This window comes from Cypionkella sinensis (assembly GCF_042646385.1).
Lineage (GTDB): Bacteria > Pseudomonadota > Alphaproteobacteria > Rhodobacterales > Rhodobacteraceae > Cypionkella > Cypionkella sinensis.
The window spans coordinates 111,828-127,646 of sequence record NZ_JBHRTO010000002.1 but is presented as its reverse complement, the minus strand read 5'-3'; the positions used below and the strand labels follow the sequence as shown (position 1 = coordinate 127,646).

The window sequence follows — 15,819 nt, the reverse complement described above, 5'->3', positions numbered from 1 at the left end:
GCTGGGTCTAAGGTGGCGCAAAGTGCTGGAGGGGACGCGGATGGAAGGGTTGCTGGTTCTGCTGGCTTTGGTGGCGCTGGCGATTCCGGTGCTGATCATCGTGCTGTTGGTCGGGCAAAGCGGCTTGCGCAGCCGTGTCGGCATGTTGGAGCATCGGCTGGCCGAGCAGGACAAACGCTTGCAGGATTTGCTGGCGACGGCGGTGGGGCCGGTGTTGGCACCCGCGACGGTGGTTGTGGTGGACCCGGTGTTGCCCGAGCCTTCGCCGGTTGAGGATGCTCTGCCGATCACCGCGGCGCCGGTTGCCGAAGTGGCGGGGACAGAGGCCGTGCGCCCGATGACACCTTGGGATCGCGCGGCGGCGCGGGCAGCGGGTGTCGCCTCTGCAACAACCCCTACCGAGGCAGCGCCCCCCTTGCCGCGCGCTCCGTCCGGCCCGAGCGTGTTCACCCGGTTTGCGGCTTGGCTGAAGCTGAACTGGGTCTATGCGGTTTCCGCCGCCTCGTTGGCTTTGGCGGGGGTGTTTTTCGTGCAATATGGCATCGAAAATGGCCTACTGCCGCCTGGATTGCGGGTCTTGGCGGGGATTGCCTTTGGCCTGTGCCTGATCGCGGCGGGGGAATGGTTGCGCCGCCGCTCGGGCGATGGCGAAGATGTCTCGACCGCCTATCTGCCTTCGGTTTTTGCCGGGGCGGGGCTGGTTTCGGTGTTTGCCGCCGTGTTGTCGGCGCGGCTGATGTATGGGCTGATCGGGCCGCAGATGGCGTTTGTCGGCCATGTGGCGACGGCGGCACTGGCGCTGGTGCTGGGCTGGTTCTATGGGCCGCTGCTGATCGCGGTGGGTCTGCTGGGCGCTTTTGCAGCGCCGTTTGTGGTGAATGGCGGAGCGCAGGCGGCCCCATGGCTTTACGGCTATTTCGCCCTGATTGCGGCTTTGGGCTTGGGTGTGGATACGCTGCGGCGCTGGGCTTGGGTCTCGGTGCTGGCGCTGGTGCTGGGCTATGCGGGCGGCTGGCTGTCGCTGATGGGCGGCGCGGGTGTGGCCGGTTGGGTGGCGCTGCTGGTGGTGCTGCCGATGCTGGCGGTGGCGGTGCCCGAGCGTGGGCTGATCCCAGCGCAAGACGGGCCGTCTGTGCTGATGGCCGCCATGCTGGGCAAACAGCGCCCGCCGTTTCCGGTGCTGCTGGCGGCAGGAGCGGGCGTGGCCTCGACCGTCGGGCTGGTCCTGCTGGCGGGGGCGACGAGTGCCGAGGCGATGCTGGCGCTGGGCGGTCTGGTGCTGTTGGCACTGGCCTATGTGATCTGGGCCGAGCGGGCCGAAGGGCTGGCGGATCTGGGCTTTGTGCCTGCGGTCGGGTTCTGGCTGGTGCTGGTGCAGGCGGGATCGGCGGGCTTGCCGCTGTATTGGGATTTCCTGGGCGCGATGGATCGCGCGCCAGAGGTGCCAGCACCGATGACGATCACTTGGCTGGTCGGCATGGCGGCGCTGATCTCGGCGGCTTTCGCGTGGCGCTCGCGGCAGATGGGCGTGCTGGCCTTGCTGCATGGCGCGGCGGCGGCCTTAGTGGCCCCGGTGGCGGTGGCGATTTTGGCGCTGCTGTGGCTGCCCGAGCGGGTGATCGGGGCCTATCCTTGGGCGCTGCATGTGATGGCGGTGGCGGCGGGGATGGTGGCGCTGGCGGTGATGTTCGCGAAGGGCGAAGATCGACGCCGCCCGGCCTATGCCACCTTGTCGGCGCTGTCGCTGATCGCACTCGCGCTGTTCCTGCTGACCACCCACACTGCGCTGACCTTGGCGCTTGCGGCTTTGGCGCTGGTGGCGGCGGGCTTGGATCGGCGGTTCAAATTGCCCGAGATGGGTTGGTTCATTCAGGCGGCGGTGGCGGTGCTGGGCTATCGCTTGCTGGCCGATCCGGGGCTGGATTGGGCGTTCATCGCCCCGCTGCGCCAAGTGCTGCTGGCCTTTGTCGGGGTGATTGTGGCGCTGGTGGCGGCGTTGCGTATCCTGCCTGAAGGGCGGGTGCTGCCCAAGGGCGTGTTGGAATCGGCGGCGGCGGGGTTGTCGGCGATTTTGGCCAATATCCTGATCACGCGCTGGGTTCTGCCGGAAGGGGCCTTTGGCAGCCTTGACACCCATTACTCGATGAGCCTGAACGCGCTGCCGTGGCTGGTGTTGATGCTGATGCAGATCTACCGAGCGCGACTGGGCGGCGTGTTGTTGCGCCTGCGGCAAGCGATTGCGCTGGTGGCGGGGCTGCTGGCGGCGGGGGCTTTGGCGCTGGCGGTGGGGCCGTTCAACCCGTTGTTCAGCTATTACGCCGAAGATCCGGGGGCTTTGGTGGTGGGACCGATGCTGCTGGACAGCCTGCTGCTGGCTTACGGTGTGCCGGGCCTGATCTTGCTGGCGGCGGTGTGGAAACTGCCGGGGCTGGGGCGGCTGCGCATGGCCTTCCTGACCGTGGGGCTGGCACTGCTGGCGCTGTATCTCGGGCTGGAGATCCGGCGGTTCTGGCAGGGCGATTGGCTGGGTGCGCCGGGGGTGAAGCAGGGCGAGCTTTACAGCTATACCTTGGCGCTGATGCTGCTGGGGGCGGGGCTTTTGTATCAGGCCATCGCGCGGCGGTCTGGCACGTTGCGACGGGTGGCGATGGCGGTGATCGGCTTGACCATTGCCAAGGTGTTTCTGCTCGATGCGGCGGGCCTGACCGGGCTGACGCGGGTGGTCAGCTTCCTTGGGCTGGGGCTGTGTCTGGCGGGGCTTGCGTGGCTGAACCGCTGGGCGGGCGAGGTTTCAACGCAGAAGCGGGACACCTGAGGCGGTTTTCGCGCTATCGACCAAGCCATAGCGCAAACCGCGCCCGATCCGGTGGGCAAGGGCGGACCATTGGGCGGCAGTCTCGGGCGGCAATTCGCGGGCCAGGGTGGCGTCGAACACCGCCAGCCAGCCGTCAAACATGCCGGGATGCACATTGCCCGCCGCCTTATGCACCGCCATCGGATTGCCGTTGTAGCCGCCCTCCAGCAGGATGGCATTGCGCCAGAACCGGGCGATTTTCGCCTCATGCGCGGGCCAGTCTTCGACATGGGCGGCAAAGATCGGCGCCAGCATCGGATGGCGGCGCACGGCGGCATAAAACGCGGCGACCACGCGGTCGATTTCTGCGGCGGTGATGGCAAAGCGGGCGAGGGGGGGCATTGGATACTCCTGTCCGATACAGCCTCGCGGTTCTGCCGGGGCTGCGCAATGCTGCGCATAGTCGCAGGCAGGCCGAGGGCCGATCGACAGTCGCGCACATGGGTGCAGGCAGTTCCGGGCGGAAACAGGAAACGCATTGCGTTTCCCCGCCCGCGGGCGCGGCCTCATCCTGTAGTCGGCTCAGCAAGAAACCCCCTGAGGCCAGTGCCCGACCCGGCGGGCGAGAAGCGCCCGCCGAGGGCGGGGCGGGCGCTGGCCGGGCCTTTGGGGCCCGGCGGTTTCAGCGGCAACCGCATCGCATGGCGAAGGCGATGGCCTTCGCCAAGGCGTGCGAGATGACTGTCGATGCACCTTTGACGCAGCGGGCTTTGACCTTTCCGTGCGGGCTTTCTATAAGGCGCGCATGGACCGCATATTCGTGAGCATGTTCCGAATTATCGGCCCGGCGCTCTGAGCTTTCAGACGCCGGGATTCTGGTGCTTGGCACCCCGCAACCCGATCATGTTCAAAGGACTGCCGCGATGTGCGCTGACGTAACTGCCGATTATTCCAACACTGTTTTTCTGCCCGAAACCGAATTTCCGATGCGCGCGGGCCTGCCTGCGCGTGAACCCGATTGGCTGGCCCGTTGGGAACAAATCGGCGTCTATGACCGCCTGCGCGAAAAGCAGGGCCGGGTGCCGTTCATCCTGCATGACGGCCCTCCTTACGCCAACGGCCATCTGCACATCGGCCATGCGCTGAACAAGATCCTGAAGGATATGGTGGTGCGCAGCCAGCAGATGATGGGCCGCGACGCGCGCTATGTGCCGGGTTGGGATTGCCACGGTCTGCCGATCGAATGGAAGATCGAAGAACAATACCGCGCCAAGGGTCTGAACAAGGACGACGTGAATGTAGTGGCCTTCCGCCAGGAATGCCGCAAATTCGCCGAGGGCTGGATTGACGTGCAACGGTCCGAGTTCAAGCGGTTGGGCGTGACGGGGAAGTGGGAAAAGCCCTACCTCACCATGGATTACCACGCAGAAGCGGTGATCGCGGATGAGTTCATGAAGTTTGTCACTAATGGCTCGCTGTACCAGGGCTCCAAGCCCGTGATGTGGTCGCCCGTGGAGAAGACGGCTTTGGCCGAGGCGGAGATCGAGTATCACGATCACACGAGCCATACGATCTGGGTGCGGTTTAAGCCGCATTCAGTTCCACAGACCAATGACATTGACCTGCGCACTCATGAAGATTTGCGTAACGCCGCAGTCGTAATCTGGACGACGACGCCTTGGACGATCCCACAAAACCGGGCCATCGCGTTCAATCCAACGATTGAATATGGCCTGTATGAGGTTGTTGAGGCTGCTGACAACTCGACGGCTAAAGTTGGCGAACTTATCGTTCTCGCGAACAAGCTTGCTGAAAGCGTAATGTCGGCTGCAAAAGTTACGCAGTTTGCGAAACGCCGGGACGTGCCGGCGATCCAGTTGGAACAGATGAACTTTTCGCATCCGTATCGCGGCATTGAAGGCGGAAACGGTGAGTGGGACTATAATGTTCCGATGATCGCGGGCGATCACGTCACCGACGATGCGGGCACGGGTTTTGTGCATACCGCGCCCAGCCACGGAGATGACGACTACCAGATGGGGCTGAAGTTCCAGCTGCCGATGACCTATAATGTCGAGGCGGATGGGTCTTACCGTGCCGACCTCCCGCTGTTTGGCGGGCAGTTCATCATTGGCGCGGATGGCAAAGAGGGGGCGGCCAACGTCAGCAATATCAAGGCCCTTCACGCGCAGGGTGCGCTGCTGGCCAAGGGCAAGGTCAAGCATTCCTACCCGCATTCCTGGCGTTCAAAGGCTCCGGTGATCTATCGCAACACGCCGCAGTGGTTTGTCGCCATCGACAAGCCGCTGGATGACGGCATGTCGACCTATGGCGACACGATCCGCAAGCGGGCGCTGAACTCGATCAACCAGTTGGTGACTTGGACGCCGATTGCCGGGCGCAACCGCCTGCATTCGATGATCGAAGCGCGCCCCGATTGGGTGCTTTCGCGTCAACGCGCCTGGGGTGTGCCGCTGACCTGCTTTACCAAGGTGGGCGCCAAGCCGACCGATGCCGATTTCATCCTGCGCAATGCAGAGGTGAATGCGCGGATCAAGGCAGCGTTCGAGGCCGACGGCGCGGATGTCTGGTATGTGCAAGGGTTCAAGGAAAAGGTGCTGCAAGGCATCGTTGATCCGTCGCAATATAACCAAGTGTTCGACGTGCTGGACGTGTGGTTCGATAGCGGCTCGACCCATGCTTTCGTGCTGCGCGACCGCGAGGATGGCTCGGCTGACGGCATTGCTGACCTGTATCTGGAAGGCACCGATCAGCATCGCGGCTGGTTCCATTCCTCAATGTTGCAAGCCTGTGGCACCAAGGGCCGCGCGCCTTACCGCGGTGTGCTGACGCATGGGTTCACGCTGGATGAGAAGGGCATGAAGATGTCCAAATCCATCGGCAATACCGTGGCACCCGAGGAAGTCATCAAGGAATACGGCGCGGATATTCTGCGGCTGTGGGTGGCGCAAAGCGACTACACGGTCGATCTGCGCATCGGCAAGGAAATCCTGAAAGGCGTGGCCGACAGCTATCGCCGCCTGCGCAACACCATGCGGTTCTTGCTGGGCAATCTGGCGGGCTTCACCGATGCCGAAAAGGTCGCCCCTGCCGATATGCCGGAACTGGAGCAGTGGGTGCTGCACCGCTTGGCGGAACTGGACGGTGAGGTGCGCAAGGGCTATGCGGCCTATGATTTCCAAGGCGTGTTCCAGAAGCTGTTCACCTTTGCCACCACCGATCTGTCGGCGATCTATTTCGATATCCGCAAGGATTGTCTGTATTGCGACCCGGCGGATGCCCTGCGCCGCCGCGCCGCGCGCACGGTATTGGATATCGTGTTCCACCGCCTGACCACCTGGCTGGCCCCGGTGCTGGTGTTCACCATGGAAGAAGTCTGGCTTTGCCGCTTCCCCGGTGAGGGCTCGTCGGTGCATCTGCTGGATATGCCGGAAACCCCGGCGGAATGGCTGAACCCGGCGCTGGCCGCGAAATGGGAAGGCATCCGTGTCGCCCGCCGTGTGGTTACAGGGGCGCTGGAAGTGCAGCGCACCGCCAAGGTGATCGGGGCAAGCCTTGAGGCGGCACCCGTGGTGCATGTGGCCGATACGGCCATTCTGAGCGCGCTGAAATCGCTGGATTTTGCCGAACTCTGCATCACCTCGGATCTGCAACTGACCGCTGACCCGGAACCTGCCGAGGCGTTCCGCCTGCCCGACACGCCGGGCATCGGTGTGGTGTTTGAGCGGGCGATGGGCGAGAAATGCCAGCGCTGCTGGCGGATTTTGCCGGATGTGGGCAGCCACAAACACCCCGGCACTTGCCAGCGCTGCAACGATGCTTTGGGTTGAACCAGCGCCGCCCCGGACTTGATCCGGGGCCTCCACGCCGCCCATGAGGCCCCGGATCAAGTCCGGGGCGGCGTGGGAATTGTGGCAGGCACAAAAAAACGGGCAGAGGCTGCGACCTTTGCCCGTTATAGTTTTCAGGGAAATCTCTGGCCCGATGGTCGTCGGGCCGCGATCGTCGTCAGGCGTAAAGCACCGCATAAACCTCGGATTTTGCTTGCCGGGGCAGGCGGGCGGCCAGAAGCGATTCCATCTCGGCGCGCGTCAGACCGATATCCTCAAGCAAATGATCATCAGCACGACGCAGCAGGCCGTTGACGGACTGACGCAGAGCATGGCGCTGGCGCAGATTGGCAAGAATGGAACGGATCATGGCGGACTCCTTCATGGGGCGGATCGTTTCGGACAAGGCGGTTTTGCCAGAATCGTTGACATAAGACAAACGCATAGAAATTATGCCAGCCATCGGTTTTATAGATGGCGCCAGCATGATCCCCCTCGACAGTGATTTGATGCGGGCGTTTCTGGCGGTGGTGGACGAAGGCTCGGTCACGGCGGCGGCGGATCGCATTGGGCGGACGCAATCGGCGGTGTCGATGCAGATCCGCAAGCTTGAGGAAAGTCTGGGTCAGCCGCTGTTCACCCGACTGCCGCGCGGGGTGGTGCTGACGCCACGGGGCGCGCAACTGTTGCCTTATGCGCGGCGGGTGACGAGTTTGCTCGAGGAGGCCGCCACCGCCTTGCGGGAAAAGCCGCTGGCGGGGCCGGTGCGGATTGGCATCCCGGATGAATATGCCGAAACCATCCTGCCGCGGGCACTGGCCGCGTTTTCCGAGCGGCATCCGGGGGTGGAAGTGACGGTACGCTGTGATTTCACAGCACCCCAGCAGGCGGCGCTAGAGGATGATCAGCTTGATCTGGCGGTGATTTACGACAGCAGCCACACCTCGGGCGATGAGGTTTTGTGCCTTGATCCGACGGTCTGGGTGACATCCATCGCTCATGCCCAGCATCTGCAACAGCCGGTGCCGGTGGGGGTGTATTTCCGGTCTGACTGGTGCCGCGATTTCGCGCTGCGATCCTTGGATCAGCAAAGCATCCCGTGGCGGGCGGCGTTTGAATGTGACACCTCGGCCAGCCTGCGGGTGGCGGCGCGGACCGGGCTGGCGATTTCGCCCTTGTCGCGCAGCACGATTCCGATGGGGTGCCGCGAGCTGACCAATGTCGATGGCTTTCCCATCGTGGATCGGGCGCGGGTGGTGTTAAAGCGCAATCCGCGCGGCGGATCGCCGGCGATTGAGGGGCTGGCGGATATGCTGCGTGAGGCGTTTCGGCCTTTGGCATCTGCCAATGTGGTGGCGTGATGCAGGCGGGGATGGACAGCCCGCTGGGGCCGATCAGCGTGACCGAAACGGCGGGGGTGATCACGGCGCTGCATTGGCAGACGGGGCCAGCGCCTGAAACGCCGCTGCTGGCCGAGGCTTTGGCGCAGTTGCAGGCCTATTTCGACCGCCGCCTGACCGCGTTTGATTTGCCGCTGGATTTTGGCACTGGGTTCTCAGAGCAGGTGCGCCGGGCGATGGCGGCGATCCCCTATGGCCATACCCGGCAATATGGCGATCTGGCGCGCGAGATCGGTGCGCCTGCGCAGGCGATTGGGCAGGCCTGCGGGGCCAATCCGATCCCGGTGCTGATCCCGTGCCACCGCATTCTGGCCGCCAAGGGATTGGGTGGGTTTTCTGCGAAGGGCGGGGTGGAAAGCAAGGTGTTCCTGCTGAAGCTGGAAGGTGCAGCCAGTTTGCTGATCTGATCTGGCCTTATCGGCAGGACCGCGCCGGATATTGCCGCCGCTGCAAAGGCTCTGTAACAGTTCTGTAAAATTATTCGGGGCGGGCTGATTTTGAGTTTAGCTATCCTGCTGGCCGTCCTCGGCTCGGCTTTCCTGCATGCCCTCTGGAACGCGCTGATCAAAACCGGAACTTCGCGGCTGGGCGCGATGATCATCCTGTCGATTGGCGAGGTGCCGATTGGCCTTGCGGTGGCCAGTTTCTGCCCGTTGCCCGCGCCCGAGGTGTGGAAATGGGTGCTGATGGCGGGTTGTGCGCATTTCTTTTACAAATCCTTCCTGACCTATGCCTATGAGCATGGCGATCTGAGCCGGGTTTACCCGATTGCGCGGGGTTCGGCCCCGTTGATCGTGGCGGTGCTGGGGCCAGTGCTGGCGATGGTGTTTCCCACCGCGATGCCCGCCGATACGCTGACCTTGCACGAATATGCCGGGATTTTCGTGCTGGGCTGCGGGATTTTGCTGATGGCGCAGGGGATTTTCTCGAATGGCGAGAACCGCAAGATGCTGCCGTTTGCGCTGGGCTCAGCCTGTGCGACCGCCAGCTACACGCTGCTGGATGGCCATGGCGCGCGGGTGGCGGGGGATGCGATTGCCTATGTGGCTTGGGTTTTTGTCGCCGATGGTTTGATGTTTGCGACCGGCATGCTGGCCTACAAGGGGCTGGATGTGCTGCCGCGGCAGGGTAAGGCCTGGGGTGTGGGGATGATTGCGGCGGCGGCGTCTTATGGCGCTTATGGCGTGTCGGTTTGGGCAATGACCAAGGCGCCGATTGCCGTGGTGGCGGCGGTGCGGGAAACCTCGATCCTGTTTGCAGTGCTGATTGGTTGGCTGGCCTTTGGCGAGCGGATGACGCGCGGCAAGGCGATTGCGGCGGTTGTGATCGTGGCAGGCGTGATCCTGACGCGGCTGTAGATGTCTTCCCATCTGGGAATGACTTGTGTATTGCGCAGCATTTTGGCGGGTTTTATACCATATATTGTGGTTGTCGCCGCTTTTCGGGCCGCGCGCCGATGGACTACTGCGGCGATCTGTCGGGGATGATCTGCTGCACGATGCCTGCAAGGCAAAGGTAAAGCGAGGTCAGCACCAAGCCCCAATGCGCCAGGGAACCTTCGGAAAAGTTCACCCAAGCCGCCCATGCGGCAAAGATCACCCAAGCGAGCGAGGCGGGCAAGGTGATCCAGCGCCAGCGTTTGGTGCGGGTGGGGTGGACGAATTTCAGCCGCAGGAACATCGCCACGGTCAGCAGCACCACGAAGAACAGGATCACCCATTGCGACGGATCAACCGCGAACAAGACCAGCACCACCATGTTCCAGCAGGCCGGAAAGCCTGAGAAGCTTTTGTCTTTCGTCTTCATCCGGGTATCGGCAAAGTAGATCACCGAGCCGTAGCAGATTGCGATGATGGCAAACCAGCCGGTCCAGCCATCCAGCATGCCGGATTTGAACAGGGCAAAGGCGGGGATGAACACATAGGTCAGGTAATCGACGATCAGATCCATCAACACGCCGTCATAGATCGGGAAGTTGTTGGGCGTGTCGAAGCGTCGTGCCAAGGGGCCGTCGATGCCATCGACGATCAGCGCGACCACCAGCCACAGGAACATCACGCGCCAGTTGCCCTCTACCGCTGCGAGCATCGCAAACATCGAAAGCACTGCGCCGGTGGCGGTCAGCAGGTGGACGGAAAGGGCTTTGAGACGAATATCCATAGGCTTTGATCGCTTAAATCGGGATTCGGGGCAAGTCTTGGGGCGGGGGTCAGGCGCGGGGATGCGCTTTTTCATACACTTCCATCAGGCGGGCGGCATCGACAGCAGTATAGGCCTGGGTCGTGGAAAGCGAGGCGTGGCCCAGAAGTTCCTGAATGGCGCGCAAGTCTCCGCCAGCCGAAAGCAGGTGGGTGGCAAAACTGTGCCGCATCGCGTGGGGGGTGGCGGTGGCAGGCAGGCCAAGCTGCATCCGGGCTTTCTCCATCACCAAAGCGATCAGGCGCGGGTTCAGCGGGCCGCCCCTTGTGCCGCGAAACAACGGCGCGGTCGCGGCCAGATCATAGGGGCAAAGCTGGGCATAGCGGGCAAGCGCCTCGCGTGCGGCGGGCAGGGTGGGGACAAGGCGCTCTTTGCCGCCCTTGCCGTGGATGCGCAGGGTGTCAGGCAGCGGGTGGGCGGTGCCGGTCAGATTGAGCGCCTCGGATATGCGCAGACCGCAGCCGTAAAGCAGGGTCAGCACGGCGATGTCGCGCGCGGCGATCCAGTCTTCGCGGGCTTGCGCGCCGACTTGGGCGATCATGTCGCGCGCGCCATCGACCGACAGCGGGCGCGGCAGTTTGCGGCGGAATTTCGGGCCACGCGTGGACAGCACCGCGGTGGCGTCGATGGTTTCGCGGTCAGCGACCCAAGCGATGAAGTTCTTCACAGCCGAAAGTTCACGCGCGAGGCTACGGGACGAGATTTTACGCTCGCGCTCATGTGCCATCCAGGCCCGCAGATCGGATTGATCGACCTTGGCGATGGCGCTTAGGCCTTCGGATTCTCCGTGATGCACGGCAAGGAAGGCCAGAAAGCCTGTCACATCGCGGGCGTAGGCGGTGACGGTGTGGGCGGCGGCGGCGTCCAGCGCGCGCAGGTGATCCAGCCAACGCGCCAGCGCGTCGCGTTGCGCGGGCGGGATGGCCAGCGTGTTCACGACAGCCAGCGGCGCATGGTGCGTTCAAACACACCGGCGAAGAACGCCAAAAGGTCAGTGCCATGGGTGGGTTTGAACTGATGCGGGTCTTCAGCGCCCAGCACCAGCATCCCCGGCAGGCGACCCTTGCCGAAATCGAGTTTCATCAAGGCTTCGGAGCGCACCCAACCGGCGCGTTCACCGTAAAGCGCATCCGATTGCGGTAGCACTTGCCGCAGCACGACGGGGCGCAGCGGCACATTGCGCCCGGCCGAGATATAATCGGCGACAAAGCCGGGTTCGGCCACGTAAAGCACATCACCCAGTTTGCGTAAGCTGGGGTCTTCGGCATCCTGCACCGATTCCAGCACGAGGCGCACACAATCGACGCGCAGGGTGCCTGCCACATCAGAGGCAAGGGTTTTCAGAAACTCTTCGAAACTCAGCGGGTCCATCATTTGCAGGATGGCACGGTGCACTTGGTTGGTGCCGGCGAGGTTTTCATAGGCGGCAGCAATAACGGTGCGGTGGGTGTCTTCCAGACGGTCCAGCCGGCCTTCAAGACGTTCCATCGCGATGCCGCGCAGATCGACGATATTGCTGCCCATCAACCGCTCATTCGCGCCGATCAGCGCATTCATCACATCGCGGTCTTCCAGCAGAACCTCGGGTTCCGCGAGGATTTTGTCGCGCAGTTCTGGGTCGATCATGCTTGGCCTATCTTGGGGTTTTCGTCGGCATGGGGCGCATTGAATCAGAATTCGCCCACAGGTGTGAGCGAATTCTGCCGGTATCGGTCAAAAAACCGCTGGTTACAGAATCTTCTGCCCGGTCTTGGCCCAGTCTTTTTCAAACTGCGCAAGGCCCGCGTCGGTCAGCGGGTGGTTGGCCAGCGCCTTGATCACAGCCGGAGGGGCGGTGATCACATCGGCGCCGACGAGGGCGGATTGGGTGACGTGGTTCACCGTGCGGATCGAGGCCGCGAGGATCTGGGTGTCAAAGCCGTAGTTGTCATAGACCTGGCGGATGTCGGAAATCAACTCCATCCCGTCAAGGTTGATGTCATCGAGACGGCCCACGAAAGGCGAGATGAAGGTCGCCCCAGCTTTGGCTGCGATCAGCGCCTGATTGACGCTGAAGCACAGGGTGACGTTGACCATTTTACCTTCGCCCGACAGCACCTTACAGGCTTTCAGGCCGTCCCATGTCAGCGGGACTTTCACGGTGATGTTGGACGCGATCTCGGCCAGTTTGCGACCTTCGGCGATCATTGCATCGGCGTTCATCGACACCACTTCGGCCGAAACCGGGCCGGACACGATGCTGCAAATCTCACGCGTGACTTCCAGAATGTCGCGGCCTGATTTCAGGATGATCGACGGGTTGGTGGTGACGCCATCCACCATGCCCAGATCGTTCAATTCCTTGATGGCGGCGACATCGGCGGTATCTACGAAGAATTTCATCGGCGTATCCTCAGGGTGGGTTGCGACTGCTTGGGGCGGGGTTTACCTCAAACAGGCGAAAAGAAAAGGGTGGATGGTGGTCGAACGGGTCTATCAGGCGGGGGATTTGGTCGGCGTGCTGACCACCGAGCCTTTGGGCCGTGTGTTGGATTATAAAGCACCCGAGGGCGGATGTGGAGATGGCGATTTCGTCGAGGTGCCGCTGGGGCCGCGCCGCGTCATCGGTGTGGTCTGGGGGCCGGGCGAGGGCAAGTTTGACCCCGCGCGGATAAGGTCGGTCAATCGGGTGCTGGATGCCGCACCGATGCGGGCCGAGTTGCGGTCTTTTCTGACGCGGGCGGCGGAATATACGCTGACGCCGATGGCGGCGATGTTGCGGCTGGCCACGCGCGCGCCGGGGTTGGGCGACCCGCCGTCGATGCGCAAGACTTATGTGCTGGGGCCGGTTATCCCGAACCAGATGACCGAGGCGCGGTTTCGCGTGGTTGAGGCTTTGCGGCGGTTTGGGCAGGCTCCGGTCACGTTGGGCGAGTTGGCCGAGGAAGCGGCTTGCGGGCCTGCGGTGGTCAAGGGCTTGGTCAAGCTGGGCGTGGTGCTGGAGCAGGACGCGCCGCGCGATCTGCCCTATCCGCCGCTGAACCCGGTGACGAACACGCGGCTGGCGGGTGATCAGGTGGCGGCGGCGGATGCGCTGGTGGCGCTGGTGGCGCAGGGGGGATATTCTGGCACGTTGCTGAAGGGCGTCACCGGGTCGGGCAAGACCGAGGTTTATCTGGAGGCGGTGGCGGAATGTTTGCGCCGGGGGCGGCAGGCGCTGGTGCTGTTGCCCGAGATTTCGCTGACCGCCGATTTCCTGACGCGGGTGCAGGCGCGGTTTGGCGCGCGGCCTGCCGAGTGGCACTCGGGTGTCACGATGACCGAACGGCGGCGGCTGTGGCGGATGGTCGGGCAGGGCGAGGCGCAGTTTGTGGTGGGGGCAAGGTCGGCGCTGTTTCTGCCCTACCGCGATCTGGGGCTGATCGTGGTCGATGAGGAACACGACACGTCTTATAAGCAGGAAGAGGGCGTGTTTTATAATGCCCGCGATATGGCGGTGCTGCGGGCGGCGATCGTCGGTGCGCCGATTGTGCTGGCCTCTGCGACGCCGTGTCTGGAGACTTGGGCGAATGTCGAGGCGGGCAAATATGGCCGCTTGGATTTGGGCGCGCGGTTTGGCGCGGCGGAACTGCCGGATATGCAGGCGATTGACATGCGGGTGCAGAAACTGGCGTCAAACGCGTGGATTTCGCCGAAGCTGGCGGCAGAGGTAAAGCTGCGGATTGAACGGAAGGAACAGTCGCTGCTGTTCTTGAACCGTCGTGGCTTTGCGCCGATCACGCTCTGCCGGGCTTGTGGGCATCAGGTGGGCTGCGACGATTGCGATGCGCGGATGGTCGAGCATCGTTTTTTGAAGCGTCTGGTCTGCCATCAGTGCGGAGCAACCAAACCGATCCCAACGGAATGTCCGGCTTGCAAGGTCGAGGGCAAGATGGCCCCCGTCGGGCCGGGGGTGGAGCGGTTGGCCGAGGAGGTTGCCGCCCTGTTCCCCGATGCGCGGGTGGCGGTGCTGTCGTCTGACCTGTTCGGATCGGCCCGCGCGTTGAAAGAGCAGATCGTGGCGATTGCCGAGGGGGCGGCGGATATCATCATCGGCACGCAGATCGTGGCCAAGGGGCATAACTTTCCGCTGCTGACCCTGGTGGGGGTGATTGATGCGGACCTTGGCTTGCAAGGGTCGGATTTGCGGGCGGCAGAGCGGACCTTTCAACTGATGCGGCAGGTGGCGGGGCGGGCGGGGCGGGCGGATAAACCGGGCACGGCACTGTTGCAGACGTTTCAGCCCGAGCATCCGGTGATCCGCGCAATCCTTGGTGGCGATGAAGAGGCGTTCTGGCGGGCGGAAGCGACCGAACGGCGGATGGCGGGTGTGCCGCCCTATGGCCGGATGGCGGGGATCATCCTGTCGTCGCCCGATGTGGCGCAGGTGTTCGATTTCGGGGCCGAGCTTGCCCGCCGCGATGGGCCGCTCCGCAAGATCGGCGCGCAGGTTTACGGGCCAGCCCCTGCGCCTGTCGCGCGGGTGCGGGGACGGCATCGGGTGCGGCTGCTGATCAAGGCCGAGAAGACCGCGCCGCTGCAAGCTGCCTTGGCCGAATGGGTGGCGCAGTTCAAACTGCCGAACAATCTGCGGCTTTCCATCGACATTGACCCGCAAAGCTTTTACTAGGCGCGCAACCCTAGAACGGATACGCCCATGCCCACCTATACCGCTTTGACCACCCTGATGGGCGAAGACGCCGCCAATGCCTTGGCCGAGGCCATCGAAAAGATGGAACCAGAGCCCACGGGTGTGGGTGTGTTCGAGATTGAAGATGACTCGGGGCTTTGGGAGGTCGGCGCCTATTTCCTTGAGCCGCCGAATGAGGTGATGCTGGAAGTGCTGGCGCTGGCGTTTGATGCCAAGCCGTTTGCGCTGTCGGAATTGCCGGAAATCGACTGGGTGGCGAAGGTGCGCCGCGAACTGGCCCCGGTCGAGGCGGGTCGGTTCTTTGTTTATGGCAGCCACGATGCCGACAGGGTGCCCGCCGACCGGATCGCCTTGCAGATTGAGGCGACGGTGGCCTTTGGCACGGGGCACCATGGCACGACCTTGGGCTGCCTGCGGGCGTTTGACCGGCTGTATGGGGAAGGTTTCCGCCCTGCCAAAGTGGCCGATATCGGCTGCGGCACCGCTGTTCTGGCGTTGGCGGCGGCGGCGGTGCTGCCCGATGCGCTGGTGCTGGCCAGCGACATCGACGAAGTGGCGGTCGATGTGGCCGAGGCCAATGTGGCGATCAACCATATGGATGGCCGGATCGAGACGATGGAGGCCGCAGGTTTCGCGCATCCGCGTCTGGCCGAAGCCGCACCTTATGATCTGGTGTTTGCCAATATCCTGAAAGGCCCGCTGGTCGAGCTTGCCCCGGATATGGCCAAACATGTGGCGCAAAATGGCCTTATTATCCTGTCAGGTCTGCTGGTGGTTCAGGCCGACTCGATCACCGCAGCCTATGTCGCTAATGGCTTTACCCCCGAGGCCCGCGAAGACCTTGGCGAATGGTCCTGTCTGGTGATGCGGCGGAACTAAGACGTGATCTGCGGCTTCGCGGCGAAA

The 15,819-nt window shown here is 63.3% G+C and carries 13 protein-coding genes; 7 read left to right on the top strand and 6 right to left on the bottom strand.

The window, feature by feature from the left end; translation table 11 throughout:
• Positions 1-40: 40 nt before the first annotated feature.
• Positions 41-2,815 carry a DUF2339 domain-containing protein gene (locus ACFOGH_RS15840; RefSeq protein WP_380074137.1) on the top strand — a complete coding sequence of 925 codons (2,775 nt, stop codon included), beginning with the start codon at positions 41-43 and terminating at the stop codon, positions 2,813-2,815.
• On the opposite strand, the gene ACFOGH_RS15835 is transcribed toward ACFOGH_RS15840, so the two are convergent.
• The gene (locus ACFOGH_RS15835; protein WP_380074136.1) at positions 2,792-3,196 is read right to left on the bottom strand and encodes a group III truncated hemoglobin; all 405 of its coding nucleotides are present in this window, start codon (positions 3,194-3,196) and stop codon (positions 2,792-2,794) included. The two genes, ACFOGH_RS15840 and ACFOGH_RS15835, sit on opposite strands and share 24 nt — an antisense overlap.
• Positions 3,197-3,717: 521 nt before the next feature.
• Between ACFOGH_RS15835 and ileS the strand changes: the two genes are divergently transcribed.
• On the top strand, positions 3,718-6,645 hold the full coding sequence (ileS, locus tag ACFOGH_RS15830; protein ID WP_380074135.1) for an isoleucine--tRNA ligase: 2,928 nt from the start codon (positions 3,718-3,720) through the stop codon (positions 6,643-6,645).
• 178 nt (positions 6,646-6,823) lie between these two features.
• Here the strand turns inward: ileS and ACFOGH_RS15825 are convergent, their stop codons facing one another.
• Entirely contained in the window at positions 6,824-7,015 is a 192-nt protein-coding gene (locus tag ACFOGH_RS15825) for a hypothetical protein (protein ID WP_380074134.1), read from the bottom strand.
• An 82-nt stretch (positions 7,016-7,097) separates the two neighbouring features.
• On the opposite strand from ACFOGH_RS15825, the gene ACFOGH_RS15820 reads away from it, so the two are divergent.
• The 3 genes from ACFOGH_RS15820 (at position 7,098) to ACFOGH_RS15810 (ending at position 9,403) form a co-directional block, all read left to right on the top strand.
• Positions 7,098-8,006 (top strand): LysR family transcriptional regulator, encoded by a 909-nt coding sequence (locus tag ACFOGH_RS15820; protein WP_380074133.1) that lies wholly within the window; start codon positions 7,098-7,100, stop codon positions 8,004-8,006.
• Entirely contained in the window at positions 8,006-8,452 is a 447-nt protein-coding gene (locus ACFOGH_RS15815) for a methylated-DNA--[protein]-cysteine S-methyltransferase (protein ID WP_380074132.1), read from the top strand. Before ACFOGH_RS15820 ends, ACFOGH_RS15815 begins: the two co-directional genes overlap by 1 nt.
• Positions 8,453-8,542: 90 nt before the next feature.
• Positions 8,543-9,403, top strand: a complete 861-nt coding sequence (locus ACFOGH_RS15810; RefSeq protein ID WP_380074131.1) for an EamA family transporter — start codon at positions 8,543-8,545, stop codon at positions 9,401-9,403.
• A gap of 103 nt (positions 9,404-9,506) precedes the next feature.
• Here ACFOGH_RS15810 and ACFOGH_RS15805 read toward each other — a convergent pair whose 3' ends face one another.
• The 4 genes from ACFOGH_RS15805 to fsa form a co-directional block, all read right to left on the bottom strand.
• Positions 9,507-10,205: a CDP-alcohol phosphatidyltransferase family protein gene (locus tag ACFOGH_RS15805; RefSeq protein WP_380074130.1), complete on the bottom strand. Its 699-nt coding sequence runs from the start codon at positions 10,203-10,205 to the stop codon at positions 9,507-9,509.
• A gap of 49 nt (positions 10,206-10,254) precedes the next feature.
• Positions 10,255-11,181 (bottom strand): tyrosine recombinase XerC, encoded by a 927-nt coding sequence (locus tag ACFOGH_RS15800; protein ID WP_380074129.1) that lies wholly within the window; start codon positions 11,179-11,181, stop codon positions 10,255-10,257.
• The gene (locus ACFOGH_RS15795) at positions 11,178-11,870 is read right to left on the bottom strand and encodes a DUF484 family protein (RefSeq protein ID WP_380074128.1); all 693 of its coding nucleotides are present in this window, start codon (positions 11,868-11,870) and stop codon (positions 11,178-11,180) included. Before ACFOGH_RS15795 ends, ACFOGH_RS15800 begins: the two co-directional genes overlap by 4 nt.
• Before the next feature lie 102 nt (positions 11,871-11,972).
• The gene (fsa, locus tag ACFOGH_RS15790; RefSeq protein ID WP_380074127.1) at positions 11,973-12,626 is read right to left on the bottom strand and encodes a fructose-6-phosphate aldolase; all 654 of its coding nucleotides are present in this window, start codon (positions 12,624-12,626) and stop codon (positions 11,973-11,975) included.
• 73 nt (positions 12,627-12,699) lie between these two features.
• Here fsa and ACFOGH_RS15785 point away from each other — a divergent pair, with 73 nt between their 5' ends.
• Both ACFOGH_RS15785 and ACFOGH_RS15780 read left to right on the top strand, forming a co-directional pair.
• The gene (locus ACFOGH_RS15785; protein ID WP_380074126.1) at positions 12,700-14,892 is read left to right on the top strand and encodes a primosomal protein N'; all 2,193 of its coding nucleotides are present in this window, start codon (positions 12,700-12,702) and stop codon (positions 14,890-14,892) included.
• 27 nt (positions 14,893-14,919) lie between these two features.
• Positions 14,920-15,792 (top strand): 50S ribosomal protein L11 methyltransferase, encoded by an 873-nt coding sequence (locus ACFOGH_RS15780; RefSeq protein ID WP_380074125.1) that lies wholly within the window; start codon positions 14,920-14,922, stop codon positions 15,790-15,792.
• Positions 15,793-15,819: the final 27 nt, after the last annotated feature.